15 protein-coding genes and 1 tRNA gene are annotated in these 17495 nt (G+C 63.6%); 7 read left to right on the plus strand and 9 right to left on the minus strand.

All coding sequences use genetic code 11. The features are described from left to right. Positions 1-21: 21 nt before the first annotated feature. The 5 genes from EN808_RS06725 to EN808_RS06745 form a co-directional block, all read right to left on the minus strand. The gene (locus EN808_RS06725; RefSeq protein WP_135915414.1) at positions 22-1707 is read right to left on the minus strand and encodes a hypothetical protein; all 1686 of its coding nucleotides are present in this window, start codon (positions 1705-1707) and stop codon (positions 22-24) included. A gap of 148 nt (positions 1708-1855) precedes the next feature. Then, a complete protein-coding gene (locus tag EN808_RS06730; protein ID WP_135915415.1) occupies positions 1856-2485 on the minus strand; it encodes a hypothetical protein in 630 nt (209 codons plus the stop codon). 115 nt (positions 2486-2600) lie between these two features. Next, a tRNA-Gln gene (locus EN808_RS06735) sits at positions 2601-2674 on the minus strand. 162 nt (positions 2675-2836) lie between these two features. After that, positions 2837-3769 carry a lysylphosphatidylglycerol synthase domain-containing protein gene (locus tag EN808_RS06740; protein ID WP_135915416.1) on the minus strand — a complete coding sequence of 311 codons (933 nt, stop codon included), beginning with the start codon at positions 3767-3769 and terminating at the stop codon, positions 2837-2839. Between the two features lie 88 nt (positions 3770-3857). Beyond that, a complete protein-coding gene (locus EN808_RS06745) occupies positions 3858-4130 on the minus strand; it encodes a hypothetical protein (protein WP_127280526.1) in 273 nt (90 codons plus the stop codon). A gap of 55 nt (positions 4131-4185) precedes the next feature. Between EN808_RS06745 and EN808_RS06750 the strand changes: the two genes are divergently transcribed. Then, positions 4186-5544: a Ppx/GppA phosphatase family protein gene (locus EN808_RS06750; RefSeq protein ID WP_127280525.1), complete on the plus strand. Its 1359-nt coding sequence runs from the start codon at positions 4186-4188 to the stop codon at positions 5542-5544. A 25-nt stretch (positions 5545-5569) separates the two neighbouring features. Beyond that, positions 5570-6367, plus strand: coding sequence for an RlmE family RNA methyltransferase (locus tag EN808_RS06755; RefSeq protein WP_135915417.1), 798 nt, complete (start codon positions 5570-5572; stop codon positions 6365-6367). Positions 6368-6377: 10 nt separating this feature from the next. On the opposite strand, the gene EN808_RS06760 is transcribed toward EN808_RS06755, so the two are convergent. Then, entirely contained in the window at positions 6378-7799 is a 1422-nt protein-coding gene (locus EN808_RS06760; RefSeq protein ID WP_135915418.1) for an MFS transporter, read from the minus strand. 281 nt (positions 7800-8080) lie between these two features. On the opposite strand from EN808_RS06760, the gene guaB reads away from it, so the two are divergent. The 3 genes from guaB to EN808_RS06775 are packed head-to-tail and all read left to right on the plus strand — an operon-like array spanning position 8081 to position 10602. Further along, complete coding sequence (gene guaB, locus EN808_RS06765) at positions 8081-9583, plus strand: IMP dehydrogenase (RefSeq protein WP_127279866.1); 1503 nt, start codon at positions 8081-8083, stop codon at positions 9581-9583. Positions 9584-9614: 31 nt separating this feature from the next. Next, positions 9615-10157, plus strand: coding sequence for a hypothetical protein (locus EN808_RS06770; RefSeq protein WP_167531211.1), 543 nt, complete (start codon positions 9615-9617; stop codon positions 10155-10157). Positions 10158-10182: 25 nt separating this feature from the next. Further along, on the plus strand, positions 10183-10602 hold the full coding sequence (locus EN808_RS06775) for an MAPEG family protein (protein ID WP_127869657.1): 420 nt from the start codon (positions 10183-10185) through the stop codon (positions 10600-10602). Between the two features lie 53 nt (positions 10603-10655). Here the strand turns inward: EN808_RS06775 and rnd are convergent, their stop codons facing one another. The 3 genes from rnd to EN808_RS06790 all read right to left on the minus strand — a co-directional run bounded on the left by rnd (position 10656) and on the right by EN808_RS06790 (position 14493). After that, positions 10656-11807, minus strand: a complete 1152-nt coding sequence (gene rnd, locus EN808_RS06780) for a ribonuclease D (protein ID WP_127279863.1) — start codon at positions 11805-11807, stop codon at positions 10656-10658. Between the two features lie 75 nt (positions 11808-11882). Then, a complete protein-coding gene (locus EN808_RS06785; protein WP_135863982.1) occupies positions 11883-13127 on the minus strand; it encodes an MFS transporter in 1245 nt (414 codons plus the stop codon). Between the two features lie 139 nt (positions 13128-13266). After that, positions 13267-14493: an MFS transporter gene (locus tag EN808_RS06790; RefSeq protein ID WP_135863984.1), complete on the minus strand. Its 1227-nt coding sequence runs from the start codon at positions 14491-14493 to the stop codon at positions 13267-13269. A 118-nt stretch (positions 14494-14611) separates the two neighbouring features. On the opposite strand from EN808_RS06790, the gene EN808_RS06795 reads away from it, so the two are divergent. Both EN808_RS06795 and aspS read left to right on the plus strand, forming a co-directional pair. After that, positions 14612-15370: a DeoR/GlpR family DNA-binding transcription regulator gene (locus EN808_RS06795; protein ID WP_135863986.1), complete on the plus strand. Its 759-nt coding sequence runs from the start codon at positions 14612-14614 to the stop codon at positions 15368-15370. A 134-nt stretch (positions 15371-15504) separates the two neighbouring features. After that, positions 15505-17292 (plus strand): aspartate--tRNA ligase, encoded by a 1788-nt coding sequence (aspS, locus tag EN808_RS06800; RefSeq protein ID WP_189521822.1) that lies wholly within the window; start codon positions 15505-15507, stop codon positions 17290-17292. The last annotated feature ends 203 nt before the right edge of the window (positions 17293-17495 follow it).

Consider the following 17495-nt stretch of genomic DNA (forward strand, 5'->3'; position numbering starts at 1 on the left):
CTGCCCTGGAAGGGCGTAGGCTCAATGACAACAGCTGAGTGCCGATTGCACGCTCGTCCGGCACAGGCAGGACGAGCTGATCGGCACATCCGCCTTTGCCATCGCCGTGGCAAGCCTTGCCTGCAGTGCCGGCAGTTCTTCGGTCTCGCCACGCCGGCTCAAACATTCCACCAGACCGTGCAGCGCCCAGACATTGTCCGGGTGCTGGGCACAGCGCTGCACCGTGGCGCTCAGGCCGAGATCGTCGCGATAAACCTGCTCGGCTTCCGCCGCATGCCCCTGGTCGAGAAGCAGCGCCGCAAGCGCATGGCGCGGCGGGTGCATCCACGCCCACGGCTCGGTGTAGGAAAGATTGTCATCCAGCTCGACCGCGTGCCTGAGATGGCCATAGGCCTCCTCGTGCCGGCCCTGATGGTAGGCAAGCTCGCCGTCGAGCAAGGCGGCACCGACGGCGAGCGAGGCGCGGGTCGGGTTGCTGAGGAAACGCCGCTCGGGTGCAATGCCTTCGAGGTGCTGGTGAAACAGTTCGCGCTCGCGCTCGGCTTCGGCGAATCGCCTCAACGTCGCATGCGCGACGCCCCTGGCGTAGTGCTGCATGGCCGCCGTCAGCACATAGAGGCCGGGCTCGGCGACCCTTGGTTCATCGATGATCTCCTGCCACCGACCGAAGCGCACCAACACGTGCGATTTCATCGCATGATAGCCTTCCACGGTCTGGGTGAGTTTGGGCCGGTCCTGGATGGCGACCACGTCACGCGTCACCAGGCTGCGCACCTTGTCGGCAGCCCACAGTGCCGGCTGGTACTGGCCTGACAACATGCAGGTGAACATCATCAGGTGCAGATCGTGACAGCAGCCGAGCAGATAGTAGGTCGGCTCGCCGGCATAGGCGAGATAGAGGTCGTTGGCCCCAACCGCCTTTTCGCTGGCAAGCTTGGCTTTTTCATATTCGCCGCACAGCACATAGATATGCCCCGGCATGTGGTTCATGTGTCCGGCATCGGGGCACATCTCGCCGAGCAGATCGGCTGAGCGCATGCCGCGTTCCGGCATGGTGGACATTTCCAGGAGATGAATGTGCAGATGGACGATCGCCGGGTGCTGCGCGATACCGGCCTCGTCTGCGAGCCGGATTGACCGCTCGCAAACCTCCAGCGCCTCGATCACGTCTGAATTTGGCGCCGGTGCACCGGTCTTGAGGTTCCAGAGCCGCCGCACCGTGCGCATCATCAGCGCCTCGACGAACAGCGCCATGACGTCATGGTCGTCGGGAAAGTTTTCATGGACCCGCCGCATCGCAGCGGCATAGGCATCGTCCCACTGCTCGAATTCCTGGGGGCTTACCCGGTGCGGCTTCTGGAAGCGGCAGGCCAGTGCCTCGATCAGTTGCCTTTCGACCTCGCTGGCTGACGCCGCATTGGAGCGCGCGAGCTGGACGTGCTCGAAACAACGCTTCGTCGCGCTGTCAGCCTCGGCCTCGCCATGCTCCTTCCAGGTCAGATTGTAGAAAGGCCCAGCCGCATAGGCGATGCCCCAATGAACCATCGGGCAGTCCGGATCGGTCTCCAGGGCCTTCTCAAAGCACTTGATGCCTTCTTCGTGGTTGAAGCCGTAGCACCAGTTCAGGCCAATATCGAACCAGCGCTGGGTTTCTGCCGAGCGGGTAGAGATGGGGCGGCGGTAGGCGCCAAGATTGAAGCGGTCCATGTGGTCTCATTCAAGCAGGTTGGCCGCGAGCCTAGCCCTGGCCAGATTCTTCGCCATGAATGTGTGCCAAAATCTGTAGGCATGGCAAACGCGATGAGGGCCATCGTTGTTCTGGCGTTGGTGGGATCTGACCGACGACGGCGCCGCGTTACTCGCCTTCGAACGGCGCGTCGCTTTGCCAGCCGGCTAGCTCCGGCAGGTCGTCAAGCCAACTTTTCTCGGTCATCACGGCATCGCCGGCCTGCGGTGCGGCCTCCGTGGCGTTTTGAATCAACCAGTCCGCCCACTTCCGATAGGCAACCGGGTCCAACTGGGGCGGCAGCACCTTGGCCTTGAGCAGCATCCTTTTGCGGAAACTGGTTTGCCTGCGCAGCTTGGTCGTCGTGAACTTGATTGCCTTGCCTTGGTATTCGACAGTCCAGCGGTCGTCCCCATGGCCGACAAGCCTGTCGATAGCGAAACCGGCATCAACCGGTCTATCCCGCCAGGGAAGCTCGATGGCGTTCTTCCGCAGATCGATAGCCCATCGCCTGTAGTTGGCCCCGGTGCGCTGAGGCGGCAGCACGCTGGCCTGTTCGAGCATCTTCCTTCGGAACGTAGGCTGCTTCTTCAACTGGCCGGTCGTGAACTCGACGCGATGCCCACGAAACTCGACATGCCACCTGATCCTTCCGTTGCCGACATACTTCACCAATCTGTCGATGACGAATTCGCCGTCGGATAGCATCGCGCAGCCTTGGCCGATGCTTTCGCGGATGAACTCGGTGTCAGTGACCATCAGGCGGCCTTATGCAGGATTTCGTGGACGAAGCCGGGAGCGATGTGCCGGGCTGCATCGGAAAGCGTTCCAATTCCGATTTCTTGTTTGGCTGGGTGCTCTCATTGAGAGGTGCTGGCTGGGGAACCTGGATTCGAACCAGGACTAACGGAGTCAGAGTCCGTGGGTCTACCGTTAACCTATTCCCCAGCAGGCGCGGTCATGGACCACGCAGGCCGAACGGCTGAGCCGCTTGAGCGCTGCCTTGTAGCCGCCAGTGGAAAATAGTCAAGCCTGCTCCGCGGTTCAATCGCCAGCTTTTATCACCGGTTTCAAACGCCACCTTTTTCCAGCGGCGTGAGAACTCCGGGCTCAGCTCTCCTTGCGGCTGAATTGCGAGCGTTCGAAGAACAGCACGATGCCCAGGCCCAGAAACAGCGGGATGATCAGATAAAACAGCCGGAACACCAGCAGCGCGGCCAGCACGCCGACCGGGTCCATGTCGGAAAGCCCGGCCAAGAACACCACTTCGAACACGCCGAGGCCGCCCGGCGCGTGCGATATCTGGGCGACCGAGAAGGAGACGAGGAAGACGCCGAGCACGACGAAATAACCGGGATTGTGCATCTCGGGCAGGGCGAAGAAGATGATCGCGGCCGCCGCCAGCAACTCGATCGGGCCGATCAGCAACTGCCTGGCGACGATCGGCAGCGCCGGATAGTGCAACTGGAAGCTGCCGATCTTCAGCGGGCGCAGATGCAGCCAGCTGCCGAATATATAGGCCGCGACGAGGACCAGCATCGCAATGCCCGCCGCCTCCGACAGGCCGTGATGGGCGATGCCGGAGAAGCGGTCGATAATCTGCGGCTCGAACACCAGCACGAGGCCTGCGGCGAGAATCGTCGACAGCACGAAGGTTATCCAGCAGACCGCCACCAGCACGCCGACCTCCTGGCCGGTCAGGCCCCTGGTGCCGTAGGCGCGGTAGCGGATGACGGCGCCGGAAAACACCGAGCCGCCGATATTGTGCGACAGCGCATAGGTGGTGAAGGAGCACAGCGTCACGAACAGCCAGGACACGCGCCTGCCGATATGCAGCAGCGCGATGTGGTCGTAGCCGGCGAGCGCGGCATAGGCCACCACCGAACTCAAGCCTGCCAGCATCCAGCCGCGGGCCGGAATGGCCGCCAGCCCGTCCCAGACGTCGTCGAGCGAGATACCGCGCAATTCATGCCAGAGCAGCAGCAGCGAGAAAATCACCGCGCCGATGCCGACGATCGGCCAGAAATAGCGTTTCCAGTTCATTGCCCGACCGTCATGCGTTGCCTGTCCGCTTCCTTTTCTGTCGAGAGGCCGACCGCGCCCCGAATTCCCCATTCATTTCAGAAATGCCTCATTGAAGCCGGCTATTCAACCGCGAACACTTGTCGCGCCTGATGCCGGCGAGGCCTGCCTGCACCGGGCGCGGCGCGAGAACGCCTGCAAGCGGCGAGGGAACCGGCTCGACGGGCGCGGTCTCCGCTGGCGTCGCGTTATCAATCCAGCCTTGCGGGTACATTACGGAGCGCAGCAAAAAGGCGGGGTTGCGCGCCCAGCCGGCAAAATTCGGCAAGCGGCTCTTGGTGATCGGGCGCGGCACTGTTAGTCTGGCGGCAACTTGAAACATGCCAAAGCGCCTGCTGCGTCCGTCACCGGTTCGCGCGGCGCCGGAAGGAACGACAGTGGAAGACCGCGACACCGGCGCAGGCGCGCCGGAGGTGGGCGCGTCCAGCGCTTCTCCGGGGTCATCAGGCCCGGGGACGGCCGGTTGGCAGCAACGCCGCCCGACGGAGCCTCGCTCCGTGAATGGGCAGGTGGGCGACGCAACCCAGAAAGGCAAGCCCAAGAAACGGCGCAAGCGAAGGCGCGGGCGCAAGGTTTTTGCGCGCGACGATGTGCGCCCCGAGGACAATCGATCGCCGCTGCAAGGCAAGGCCGCTACCGCGGCAGTCGACCTGAAGCCTGTTGCCGCTGCGGCGATCTCGCCCGTCGTTCCAGCGCCACGCCCCGAACAAGGCAACCGCAGGCCGCCGGTGCACGAGCTTCCGGTTTTCGCGGCGCTGGATCTCGGCACCAACAATTGCCGGCTGCTGGTCGCCGTTCCCACCCGTCACGGCCAGTTCCGCGTCATCGACGCCTTCTCGCGCATCGTCAGGCTGGGCGAGGGGCTCACCGCCAATGGCCGGCTCGGCCAGCCGGCGATGGACCGCGCGGTCGAGGCGCTGAAGGTCTGCGGTGACAAATTGCGCGGCCGCAAGATCAGGAAGGCAAGGCTGATCGCCACCGAAGCCTGCCGCACCGCCGAAAACGGCGTCGAGTTCCTCGATCGTGTCGAGCGCGAAGCCGGCCTGAAGCTCGAGATCATCGATCGCCAGACCGAAGCCCGCCTTGCGGTTTCCGGCTGCGGCTCGCTGGTCGAGCGCGACACGCAAGGCGTCGTCCTGTTCGACATCGGCGGCGGCTCCTCCGAGATCGCGCTGATCGATCTCAGCGGCCGCCGCTCGCCGCGCCTTGCCAACCATATCGTCTCATGGACATCGCTGCCGGTCGGCGTCGTGTCATTGGCGGAACGCTTTGGCGGCCGCACCGTGACGCGCGAGATCTTCACCGCCATGGTCGACGACGTCGCCGGCAGGCTGGCTACTTTCGATGGCCGCGACCGGCTGAGCCATCTCAAGGCCAGCCCGAATTTCCATCTGCTCGGCACTTCGGGCACGGTGACGACGCTGGCCGGCGTCCACCTCGATCTCGAGCGCTACGACCGCCGGCGGGTCGACGGCCTGTGGATGGACCGCGACAGCGTCGACCGCATGGTGGAGAGACTGGTCGGCTGGGATTTCCAGCAGCGCTGCGCCAACCCCTGCATCGGCGCCGACCGCGCCGATCTGGTGCTGGCCGGCTGTGCTATCCTCGAAGCGATCCGCGCTGTCTGGCCGTCGGAGCGGCTGCGCGTCGCCGACCGGGGACTGCGCGAGGGCATATTGAGCGAGCTGATGGCCGACGACGGCGTCTGGCGCAACGATGGGCGTGCTAGGGCATGATCATGCTCAAACAAGAAATCAGGCAATGACCAAGAAACCGGAAAAACCAGGTTCGGCGAGCATTCGCGTGCTGAGGACGCGGATCAAGAAGAAAAGCGGCCTGAAGGAATCGTCACGCCGCTGGCTGCAGCGCCACATCAACGATCCCTATGTCCAACGCTCGAAAGCCGACGGCTATCGTTCCCGCGCGGCCTACAAGCTGATCGAGATCGACGACAAGCACCATCTCTTGAAGCCCGGCATGAAGGTGATCGACCTGGGTGCCGCCCCCGGCGGCTGGTGCCAGGTCGCGGCCGCGCGCACGAAATCGACGGCCGAAAACCCGCATGTCATCGGCATCGATTATCTGGAAATGGACGCCGTGCCCGGTGCGCCGGTGCTGCTGATGGATTTTCTCGATCCGCAGGCTCCGCAAAAGCTGGCCGAGGCGCTGGGCGGAGACCCGGATGTCGTGCTGTCCGACATGGCGGCACCGACAACCGGCCACAAGCGGACCGACCATATCCGTACCATGCATCTGTGCGAGGTGGCGGCCGATTTCGCGCTGTCGGTCCTGAAGCCCGGCGGCCATTTCCTGGCCAAGACCTTCCAGGGCGGCGCCGAAAACGAACTGCTCTCGATGCTCAAGAAGAATTTCCGCTCCGTCCACCACGTCAAGCCACCAGCCTCGCGCGATGAGTCGGTGGAGCTTTATCTCTTGGCCAAGGATTTTAAGGGGCGAGAGGCTGGTCCGCCGTCAGGCGGATCGGAACGTCCAGTGGACGTTCCGAAGGGCTCGAGCGCCCGGAGCCATGGCGAAGGGCCGGGGGACGCAGACGGCTGAGTTGGCCGCTTCACTCTCCAGGCGATCTCACCGGTTCCAGCGTCTTGGGCGTCGTCAGCCGGCCATGGCCTGACACGGCGTTGCCGGCATCGGGTGCCAGCCGCATGAACGACAGTGACGCCGCCGCCGATACCGCCGCCACGATGAAGAAGGCGGTATGGAAATCGCCCAGCGTCAGCGGGCCGCCATGGATCGAGGTCGAGACTTCCAGAACACCGCCGGCGAGCGCCACGCCGAGCGCGATCGAGAGCTGCTGGAACACCGCCGTGATCGGCGTCGCCTTGCTGGTATCCTCCGCCGAAACCTCGGCATAGGAGAGCGCGTTGACGCCGGTGAAGAACATCGAACGGATGAAGCCGCCAACCAGCAAAATGGCCAGCATCAGCGCGTAAGGCGTTTCGGGGGTGAAGAGGCCGTAGATGGCGATCGATGCGGCAGCGACCAGCGAGCCGACGATCAGCACGCGGCGGAAGCCGACCACGCGGAAGATCAGCGCGGTGACGAATTTCATGCCGATGGCGCCGATCGCGGAGACGAAGGTGATCATGCCGGACTGGAATGGGGTCAGCCCGAAACCGATCTGGAACATCAGCGGCAACAGGAACGGCACCGCTCCGATGCCGATGCGAAACAGGCTGCCGCCAAGCACCGACGAGCGGAACACCTGGTTGCGGAACAGCTCAAGCGCCAGCAGCGGATTTCTGGCGCGGCGCGCATGCATCAGGTAGAGCGCGCCCGACAGCAGCCCCACCGCGACCGTGATGAAGCCGGTGGCCGGCGGCAGATAAGGCAGGCTGACCACCGACAGGCCGAACACGACGCCGGATGCGGCAAGCCCGCTCAACACGAAGCCGATGAAATCGAGCGGCGGCGTCTCGGTTGCTTCGGTTTCCGGCAGGAAGCGTGTGGCCAGCCAGATGCCGATCAGGCCGATCGGCACGTTGATCAGGAAGATCCAGTGCCACGTAAAATAGGTGGTGATAAAGCCACCGATCGGCGGACCGACCAGCGGGCCGACGAGTGCTGGAACGGTCAGCCAGGACATGGCGGCGACCAGGTCGCTCTTGGGCGTGGCGCGCACCAGCACCAGGCGCCCGACCGGGGTCATCATGGCGCCCCCAATGCCTTGCAGGAAGCGCGACACCACGAAGGCCGGCAGCGAACCGGACAGCGCGCAGGCAACCGAACCGGCAATGAACACCGCGATCGCCGCACGAAAGATGTTCTTGGCGCCGAAGCGGTCGGCCATCCAGCCGCTGATCGGAATGAAGATCGCCAGCGACACCAGATAGGCGGTCAGCGCCAGTTTGAGCGCGATCGGGCTGGTATGGATGTCGATGGCGATCGCCGGCAGCGATGTCGCGATGACGGTCGAATCCATGTTTTCCATGAAAAGAGCGACCGCCAGTATGAGCGGAATGGTGCGGTTCACAAAAACGCGTCCGGGCTTGATTCCAGATGTTGCCGACCTTGCCGGCACGCAGGGCGGGTATCACGGCTGGACACCGATGTCGCATTAATTTGCTGTCACTTTTGTGCGATCGCAACCAGGGGTGGCGTTGCCGGGCTCGTCGTGATCCTGTTGTGCAACGCAATGATCGGCTTTTCATCCGTCCCGGGACGTGTTACCAGCCACCGCCAATCCTGAAAGGGAATAACGAGTCGGCGCTGCCCATTCCGGTCCAGCGCTTTTTCGCATTCAAAGGGCTGGCTATGGCAAAAATCATCGAAACGTCCACCGGCGCACTGGCGCTGACCTTTGACGACGTGCTTTTACAGCCCGGTCATTCCGAAGTGATGCCCGGCCAGACCGACATCCGCACCCGCATCGCCGGCGACATCGACCTCAACGTGCCGATCCTGTCGGCGGCGATGGACACGGTCACCGAGGCAAGGCTTGCCATCGCCATGGCGCAGGCCGGCGGCATCGGCGTCATCCACCGCAATTTCTCGCCCGCCGAACAGGCGGAGCAGGTGCGGCAGGTCAAGAAATTCGAATCCGGCATGGTGGTGAACCCGGTCACCATCGGTCCCGACGCCACGCTCGCCGACGCGCTGTCACTGATGCGCACCTACTCGATCTCGGGCATTCCGGTGGTCGAGAATGGCGGCGCCGGCGGCCACAAGACCGGCCGGCTGGTGGGCATCCTGACCAACCGCGACGTGCGCTTCGCTTCCGATCCTGCGCAAAAGGTCTACGAATTGATGACCCGGGAGAACCTGATCACGGTCAAGGAGAATGTCGACCAGGACGAGGCCAAGCGGCTCCTGCACCAGCACCGCATCGAGAAGCTGGTCGTGGTCGACAAGGCGGGCAATTGCGTTGGGCTGATCACCGTCAAGGACATCGAGAAGTCGCAGCTCAACCCGCATGCCACCAAGGATGCGCAGGGGCGACTGCGCGCCGCGGCCGCCACCAGCGTCGGCGATGACGGCTTCGAACGCGCCGAGCGTCTTATCGAGGCGGGCGTCGACCTTTTGGTGATCGACACCGCGCATGGCCACTCGCAGCGCGTGCTGGACGCGGTGACGCGGGCCAAGAAGCTTTCCAATTCCGTGCGCATCCTGGCCGGCAACGTCGCCACCGCCGAAGGCACGCAGGCGCTGATCGACGCCGGCGCCGACGCCGTCAAGGTCGGCATCGGTCCGGGCTCCATCTGCACCACCCGCATCGTGGCCGGGGTCGGCGTTCCCCAGCTTTCGGCCATCATGTCGGCGGTCGAGACGGCGCATAAATCCGGCGCCTCGGTGATTGCCGACGGCGGTATCAAATATTCCGGCGATCTCGCCAAGGCACTCGCCGCCGGCGCCAGCGCCGCCATGATCGGCTCGCTGCTTGCCGGGACCGACGAAAGTCCGGGCGAGGTGTATCTGCACCAGGGCCGCTCCTTCAAGGCCTATCGCGGCATGGGCTCGGTCGGCGCAATGGCGCGGGGCTCCGCCGATCGCTACTTCCAGGCCGAGGTGCGCGACACGCTGAAACTGGTGCCGGAAGGCATTGAAGGGCAGGTTCCCTACAAAGGACCTGTGTCTGGCGTGCTGCACCAGCTTGCAGGCGGGCTGAAAGCCGCTATGGGTTATGTTGGTGGCCGCGACCTTGCCGATTTCCGCGACCGCGCCACCTTTGTGCGCATATCCAACGCCGGACTTCGTGAGAGCCACGCCCATGACGTCACGATTACCCGCGAAAGCCCCAACTATCCCGGCGGAGCCTGATTCTTCCGGGCTTTGGCGCAACTTGGCCGCCATGGTGCTGCGCCTGTCGCGCCATGTCGGAGCGCTCTGCTTTCTCTCGGCAGCGGTTTTCATCGCCATGACCGGGATGGAGTTCTTCTATTTCCGCCAGTTGAGCGGGGGCTTGGCCTCGCTCGACATGCGCTATTTCGGATTCACGCCCGACGAAGGCATGGCCTGGCTGACGGCGCTTGGCCGGCGCGGCAGCGAGATCATCCTGGTCTGGCATTACCTGACCTTCGATCTTTTGTTTCCTGCGCTGTTGTCGCTGACGCTAGTCAGCCTGATCGTGGTAACTGGCCGGCGCTTGAAGGCTTTCCGTGTGCTGCCGGGGCAGATGCAGGCGATCTTCGCCTTGGTCCTGGTGCTGCCCTACACGCTCGCCGACTATGTCCAGAATATCGCCGTGGCGCGGCTTCTGTCCGATTTCCTCTATGCCAACCCGGACTCGCTGTCTTTCGCCTCGGCGCTGATCGTCACCAAATTCGCGCTTCTCGCCCTCCCGGTCATCGTCATTGCCGCTTTCTGGCTGGCGGGCCAAAGACGTCAGAACTGAAGCCGAAAAGGGCAGGGGCCACTTCATGAACCAGACCACCATCTTCTGGCCGGTCCTGGCGCATGTGCTGCTGATCTACATCGTCTACTGCGTCCTAGGCCGTCGCCGAGACGGTGCGGTCAAGTCAGGCGAAGCCAAGACCGGCCAATACAAAGTGCGTTCGACCGAGCCGGCGTCCAGCGTCACGGTCGCCGCCAATCTCAACAACCAGTTCGAATTGCCGGTTCTTTTCTACGTGCTGTGCCTGGCGCTGCACGTCACCAACGGCGTCAATTACCTGACCCTGGCGCTGATGTGGATCTTTGTCGCCTCGCGCTACTTCCACGCCTGGGTTCACCTGACCAGCAACGATCTGCGCCTGCGCAGGCGGTCTTTCTTTCTCGGTGCGGTCATTATCCTGTTGGGCTGGATCTGGTTCGCTCTTCACCTGCTCCAGGTGGTTTGAGCAGAAGCGGCGTTGGCGCTCTTCTCCCGAGGCGGAAGAAGAGAGGCCGATTTCTACAGATCGAACACGGCTATCTTGCGCTTGTCGAACTTGATGCCGATCTCACCGCGCACCAGCTTCAGCGCCTGTTCGCCGAACACGGCGCGCCGCCATCCCTGCAGTGCCGGCACATCGGCGTCCTCGCCCTCGGCGGCGATGCGATCGATATCGTCGCTGGACGCCAATACTTTCGAGGCCACGCCCTGTTTTTCGGCGACGATCCTGAGCAGCACTTTCAAGAGTTCCGCGGCCGCATTCGAGCCTTCGGGCGGCTGGAAGTTTTTCGGCAGTTTCGGCATCTGCTCCTTGGGCAAGGCGAGCGCCGTGTTGACCGCGCCGAGCAGTGCGGTCGCCGTCGAGGAGCGTTCCCAGCCCTTTGGCGTGGTACGGAGTTTGGCAAGGGCCGCCGCATCGCGCGGCCCTTGTTGCGCGATCTCGTAGATCGCGTCGTCCTTGAGCACGCGGCCGCGCGGCACGTCGCGCTCGCGCGCCTCGCGTTCGCGCCATGCCGCCACGGTCTGCACGATCGCCAGTTCCTGTGGTTTGCGCAGTCGCATCTTCAGCCGCTTCCAGGCATCCTCGGGGTGCGGATCGTAGGTCTCGCGCGAGGTCAGGACGTCCATCTCCTCATTCAGCCAGTGAGCGCGGTTTTCCCGCGCCAGCTCGGCGTTGAGGTGCTGATAGACCTCGATCAGATGGGTAACGTCGGCCAGCGCATAGTCGAGCTGCTTGTCGGACAGCGGCCGATGGCGCCAGTCGGTGAAGCGCGACGACTTGTCGAGCCGCGCCCCGGTGATGCGCTGCACGAGTTGATCGTAGGAAACGCTGTCTCCGAAGCCGCAGACCATCGCCGCCACCTGGGTGTCGAACACCGGGTGCGGAACGAGATCGCCGAGATGGACGATGATTTCGATGTCTTGCCGGGCGGCGTGGAAGACTTTGACCACCGCCTCGTTGGCCATCAACTTGAAGAACGGAGCCAGGTCGATGTCTGATGACAGCGGATCGATCAGCGCCGTCACGCCGGGCGCGGCCATCTGGATCAGGCATAGGATTGGCCAGAAGGTCGTTTCGCGGATGAATTCGGTGTCGACGGTGACGAAATCCGACTTTTCGAAAGCGGCGAGAACGGTCTCGAGTTCTTTCTGGGTGGTGATGACGTGCATCAAATCGCTTTTGGCAGGAGTAGGGTCTTCCTAGATTTCAGCCGGGAAGGCTTTCGTCAAGCTGTGCTGCCACCGTCACGGCCCTTCCGGACTGTCTGGATCACTATTTCTCCTGGCCAGACGCGCGAAAATGGTCGAGGTGCGCAACAGCGCGGTGAAGCGGCTGCGCTTGCCGGCCGGCACGCCGGACCGGGCCTGCATGCGGTAGAGGATAACGGCGATGAACACCGCGTAGACCACGGCACTGAAGACAAACAGCGCGCTTGGCCCGAAATACTGCATCGCCGTCGAGGCCGCGAAAGGGCCGCCAATAGCGCCGAAGGAATAGAACAGCATCAGGGCTGCATTGATCAGCACGAACTCGCCGGCATCCGCGCGATCATTGGAATGCGCCGCCGACAGTGAATAGAGCGGCATGGCGAAACAGCCGAAGATGAAGACGGCGATGAAGTTGAGCAGCGGATTGCTGCCGGCAATGAACACCAGCGCCAGTGCCGAAAGCATCGCGCAGCAAGTCGTCATCAGCAGCACCCGCCGCCGGTCCCAGCGGTCGGAGAGATAACCGAGTGGATACTGGATGATCGCGCCGCCGAAAATGCCGACGCTGACGAAAGTGACGACGTCGGCGACCGACATGCCGATCTGCTCGGCATAGACCGGCGACAAGGTGCGAAACGCGCTGTTGGTGACGCCGACGGCGATGCAGCCGAAGCAGCCAAGCGGCGAAATCCGCCAGACGCGTGCCAGATCGAGCTTGACCTCTTCCGGCGGCGTCGGGTTGGAACGGTCGCCAAGCGAGACCGGCACCAGCGACAGCGTGATCATGATCGACATGATGGCGAAGATGCTGAAGCCGCCGGCACCGAAGACCGGAATCAGGAACTGGGCTGATGTCACCGATCCGGTATCGACCATCCGGTAGATGGCCAGCACACGGGCGCGGTCGTGGTTGGTGACGCCTGAATTCAGCCAGCTTTCGACGATGGTGAACAATCCGGCGAAACAGAAGCCGCCGGCAAAGCGCACCGCGCACCACATCACCGGATCGAGGACCAGTACCAGGAGCAAGGTGCCGACCGAGGCGATCGCCGCCAGCGCCGAGAACGCCCTGATATGGCCGACCGCCTTCATGATGCGGGTGATGGCCAGGCAGCCGAGCAGGAAGCCGGCGAAATAGAAGGTGCCCATAAGACCGATGTCGGACGCCGAAAACCCTTCCTGCGCGCCGCGCAGCGCGATCAGCGTGCTCTGCAGCCCATTGCCGCCGAGCAGGATGCCTGCGGCGAGGAGGAGCGGAATCAGCGGGCGGATGGAGGACATGAAGCGGCGATCACGTATCGGTGATCCCTTCTTGAACCAAAGCGACCGTCAATGCCAGCGGACAATCCTTCGTTCTCGCGAAGGCGACCTGCCTTGGGCAGGCCGCGCCAGCGTCCGGTTGGACGGGTAGGCGAGCCGCCTATGCCTCGTTGGCCCGCGCCAGTGCCTCCTCCCGCGTCCCGCTGGAGCCTGCGCTTGCGGAGGTGGCGGAAGAAGATCGCCTGGCGCCAAGCGAGCCGACGGTCAGCAGGCTGAGTATGATGAATGGGATGCCGATGCCGAAGGCCGAGCGGATGCCCCAATGGTCCGAGACGAAGCCAAGCAGCGGCGGGCCGAGCAGGAAGGCAGTGAAGGAGATCTGTGACAATGCCGCTACGTTGATCGCCGCGGGGCGATCGTTTCGCTGCGCGGCGGCCGAAATCGCCAGCGGGAAGATGGCGCTGCTGCCAACGCCCAGAAGCGCGAAGCCGAGCATCGAGACAAATGGCGCGGGCGAGAAGAAGACCAGGAAAACGCCGGCGGCCATCGTCGCCAGGAGGACGCGCGCCACGCCGCTTGGCGAATGGCGGTCGACGAAGCTGTCGGCGAAGAAACGCGTCGTCGCCTGCGAGAATGCAAACAGCGCCACTGTGAAGCCGGCGACAAAGGGGCCGGATTCGAACACGGTGCGCATGTAGATTGCCGACCAGTCGATGCTGGCGCCTTCCAGCAGCATCGCCGAAAGCGTCACCGCGACGAGAACGAGAATCGGCAATGTCGGCCGGGCGAACATGGGCGCCTTGTCACTGGTAACGGCGAAGCGGGCAGGGGCCGGCTCGTAGCCGCCGAGAAAAATCGCCATCGAGATAGCCACTATGGGCACGACCAGCGCCAGATGGAGTTGCGGCGACAGGCCAAGATGCGCCATCGCGCCGCCGAACAGTCCGGCACCGAAGAAGCCCGCGCTCCAGAACGAATGAGCGCGGTTCATGATCCGGCGTTTGAGTTGGAATTCCGTCCTGTCGGCTTCGACATTCAGGATGATTTCGACGCTGCCGATCATCAGGCCGATGGGAAACAGCATCAGGAACAGTGCGACGGGTTCCGGCGCATGTACGGCGATGGCGTAGAGAAGCGCCAGCAGCGGAACCAGCGTGAGCAGCGCGCGGCGAAAGCCGATGCGCTCCAGGAGGGGCGTGGCCAGCGTCAGTGCGGTCAGGGTGCCGATCGGTGTCCCGATCAGGCTGAGCCCCAGCGTGCCGTCCGCGATGCCCATGGCATGCTTGATGTCGGGCAGTCGCGGGAAGATGTTGCCCATGGCGAACGAATAGGTCGCAAACCCAGCATAGACCCGGTGTTGAGGGGCAAGGTTGAGGCCAAAGCTCATCGCGGTGCTTTCAATGAAAAACGGGCGGCTGCCTTGTCCAGCAGCCAGACATGTCGACTTCTTGCATAAACGTGCAAAACATGCAAGAACGTGCAGAACAAGAAAACAGGGTTCGGCAATGCTCACCGATCAACGGCACCAGCTCATCCGTGACCGCCTTGCGGCGGAGGGGAGTGTCCTGGCCGGCGAACTGGCAAGCCGCTTCGGTGTTTCGGAAGACACCGTACGCCGCGACCTGAGGGAGCTGGCGAAGGCCGGTGAATGCCGTCGCGTTTACGGCGGTGCGGTCGCTTCCGCGCCCTTTGCAGCGGCAACGATCAGCCAGCGGGGCGGTCATGCGATCGAGGAGAAGGCGCGTCTGGCAAATGCGGCGGTGGCGGTGCTCTCCGCTGGACAAAGCCTGTTCATCGATGGCGGCACGACCAATGAGGCGATCGCCAGGGCCATCCCGCGCGACATCGAGCTGACCGTAGCCACCAATTCGCTTGGCGTCGCCTCGGTCCTGTCGGATCACCCCTTGGTCGAACTGATCGTGCTCGGCGGCAGGTATGTCCGCGACCTTGGCACCTGTGTCGGCGCCGATACGCTGGCCGCCGTGGCGCAGCTTGGCGCCGACCTGTTTTTCCTGGGATCCTGCGGCCTTGATGCCACGCGAGGCGTGACCGCCTTCGATTCGTCCGAGGCCGAGGTGAAGCGGGCCATGGCGGGAAATAGCGCCGGCATCCTCATTGCCGTCACCAATGACAAGCTGGCCACCACGGCGCCCTACCGCGTCGCTGCTGCCGGGTCGATCAGCCATCTCGTCGTCGAGAAGACCGCGCCCGCTGCCATCCTTGCCGATTTCGAACGTCAGGGCGCCCAAATCCACTTCGCGTGAACGGTCGAAGCCGCGAGCCTGTATGACCGCTTGCCTTGACAAATCCGGCCTCCCATGCGCTTTTCGCGCAAATTTTGAGGCCGGGCCGTAATGCTTCGGTCTGCCACCCAGCACCCCGGACTTTATCCATGACAATGCATCGTTACCGCAGCCATACCTGTGCCCAGTTGAGAAAGAGCGACGTCGGCAATTCCGTCCGGCTGTCGGGCTGGGTGCATCGCGTGCGCGACCATGGCGGCCTGCTCTTCATCGACCTGCGCGACCACTACGGCCTGACCCAGATCGTCGCCGATCCCGATTCGCCTGCCTTCAAGGTCGCCGAGACCGTGCGCGGCGAATGGGTGATCCGCGTCGACGGCGAGGTCAAGGCGCGCCTGCCGGAGACCACGAACGCCAATTTGCCGACCGGCGAGATCGAGATTTTCGCCCGCGAGATTGAGGTGCTGTCCGCCGCCAAGGAGTTGCCGCTGCCGGTGTTCGGCGAACCGGACTATCCCGAGGACATCCGTCTGAAATACCGCTTCCTCGATCTGCGCCGTGAGACGTTGCATCGGAACATCGTGGCGCGCACGAAAATCATCGCAGAGATGCGCAAGCGCATGGGCGAGGTCGGCTTCACCGAATTCTCGACGCCGATCCTCACTGCGTCGTCGCCGGAAGGTGCGCGCGACTTCCTGGTGCCGTCGCGCATCCATCCCGGCACTTTCTACGCGCTGCCGCAGGCGCCGCAGCAGTACAAGCAATTGATTATGGTGTCGGGCTTCGACCGCTATTTCCAGATCGCGCCCTGCTTCCGCGACGAGGATCCGCGCGCCGACCGTCTGCCCGGCGAATTCTACCAACTCGACCTCGAAATGAGCTTCGTCGAGCAGGACGACGTGCTGTCGACCATGGAACCTGTGATGCGCGGCGTCTTCGAGACCTTCGCCAACGGCAAGCCGGTAACGCAGAAGTTCCAGCGCATCCCTTATGATGTCGCCATGCGCAAATACGGTTCCGACAAGCCCGATTTGCGCAACCCGATCGAGATGCAGGCCGTCTCCGATCATTTTCGCGATTCCGGCTTCAAGGTATTCGCCAACATCCTGGCCAACGACCCGAAGGCGGAGGTTTGGGGCATTCCCGCCAAGACCGGCGGCAGCCGCGCCTTCTGCGACCGCATGAATAGCTGGGCGCAGGGCGAGGGCCAGCCGGGCCTGGGCTACATCTTCTGGCGCAAGGAGGGCGACAAGCTCGAAGGCGCCGGCCCGCTCGCCAAGAACATCGGCGAGGAACGCACGGAAGCGATCCGCCTGCAGCTCGGCCTTGCCGACGGCGACGCCGCCTTCTTCGTCGCCGGCGATCCGAAGAAGTTCGTTTCTTTCGCGGGCGCTGCGCGCACCCGTGCCGGCGAGGAACTCAATCTTGTCGATCGCGAACGCTTCGAATTGTGCTGGATCGTCGACTTCCCGTTCTTCGAATGGAATGAGGAGGAGAAGAAGATCGACTTCGCCCACAATCCGTTCTCCATGCCGCAAGGTGGCATCGATGCGCTCAACGGCGAGGACCTGCTCGGCATCAAGGCGTTCCAGTACGACATGGTCTGCAACGGTTTCGAGATCGCCAGCGGCGGTATCCGCAACCATTTGCCCGAAACCATGGTCAAGGCTTTCGAGACGGTCGGGTTGGACCGCGCCACGGTCGAGGAACGCTTTGGCGGCCTCTATCGCGCCTTCCAGTATGGCGCGCCGCCGCATGGCGGCATGGCGGCCGGTGTCGATCGCGTCGTCATGCTCCTGGTCGGTGCCAAGAACCTGCGCGAAATCACCATGTTCCCGATGAACCAGCAGGCCTATGATTTGTTGATGAACGCGCCGTCGGAAGCCTCTCCGCAGCAGCTTCGCGAACTGGCGCTACGCGTCGCGCCGACCAAGAAGGACTGACGGCAGCGTTGCGACTGCCGTTTCTCCCCGTCTCTATACGGGGAGAAATGTCCGGCAGGACAATGAGGGGCAGCGCGGACGCAGGCGATTGGCGAACGGCCTCAGCAGTTGACGCCTTCTGACAGGCAATCGGATCGGGCGTCGAATTGCAGTTGGCAGGGGGCGGCGCTGCCCCTCATCTGCCTGCCGGCACCTTCTCCCCG

This window comes from Mesorhizobium sp. M8A.F.Ca.ET.165.01.1.1 (assembly GCF_004792065.1).
Classification (GTDB): domain Bacteria; phylum Pseudomonadota; class Alphaproteobacteria; order Rhizobiales; family Rhizobiaceae; genus Mesorhizobium.

Coding starts and splice junctions, on each gene's coding strand:
- EN808_RS06725 (WP_135915414.1), bottom strand. CDS start 1,707: ATGGACCGCTTCAATCTTGGCGCCTACCGCCGCCCCATCTCTACCCGC.
- EN808_RS06730 (WP_135915415.1), bottom strand. CDS start 2,485: ATGGTCACTGACACCGAGTTCATCCGCGAAAGCATCGGCCAAGGCTGC.
- EN808_RS06740 (WP_135915416.1), bottom strand. CDS start 3,769: ATGAACTGGAAACGCTATTTCTGGCCGATCGTCGGCATCGGCGCGGTG.
- EN808_RS06745 (WP_127280526.1), bottom strand. CDS start 4,130: ATGTTTCAAGTTGCCGCCAGACTAACAGTGCCGCGCCCGATCACCAAG.
- EN808_RS06755 (WP_135915417.1), top strand. CDS start 5,570: ATGACCAAGAAACCGGAAAAACCAGGTTCGGCGAGCATTCGCGTGCTG.
- guaB (WP_127279866.1), top strand. CDS start 8,081: ATGGCAAAAATCATCGAAACGTCCACCGGCGCACTGGCGCTGACCTTT.
- EN808_RS06770 (WP_167531211.1), top strand. CDS start 9,615: ATGGTGCTGCGCCTGTCGCGCCATGTCGGAGCGCTCTGCTTTCTCTCG.
- EN808_RS06775 (WP_127869657.1), top strand. CDS start 10,183: ATGAACCAGACCACCATCTTCTGGCCGGTCCTGGCGCATGTGCTGCTG.
- rnd (WP_127279863.1), bottom strand. CDS start 11,807: ATGCACGTCATCACCACCCAGAAAGAACTCGAGACCGTTCTCGCCGCT.
- EN808_RS06785 (WP_135863982.1), bottom strand. CDS start 13,127: ATGTCCTCCATCCGCCCGCTGATTCCGCTCCTCCTCGCCGCAGGCATC.
- EN808_RS06790 (WP_135863984.1), bottom strand. CDS start 14,493: ATGAGCTTTGGCCTCAACCTTGCCCCTCAACACCGGGTCTATGCTGGG.
- EN808_RS06795 (WP_135863986.1), top strand. CDS start 14,612: ATGCTCACCGATCAACGGCACCAGCTCATCCGTGACCGCCTTGCGGCG.
- aspS (WP_189521822.1), top strand. CDS start 15,505: ATGCATCGTTACCGCAGCCATACCTGTGCCCAGTTGAGAAAGAGCGAC.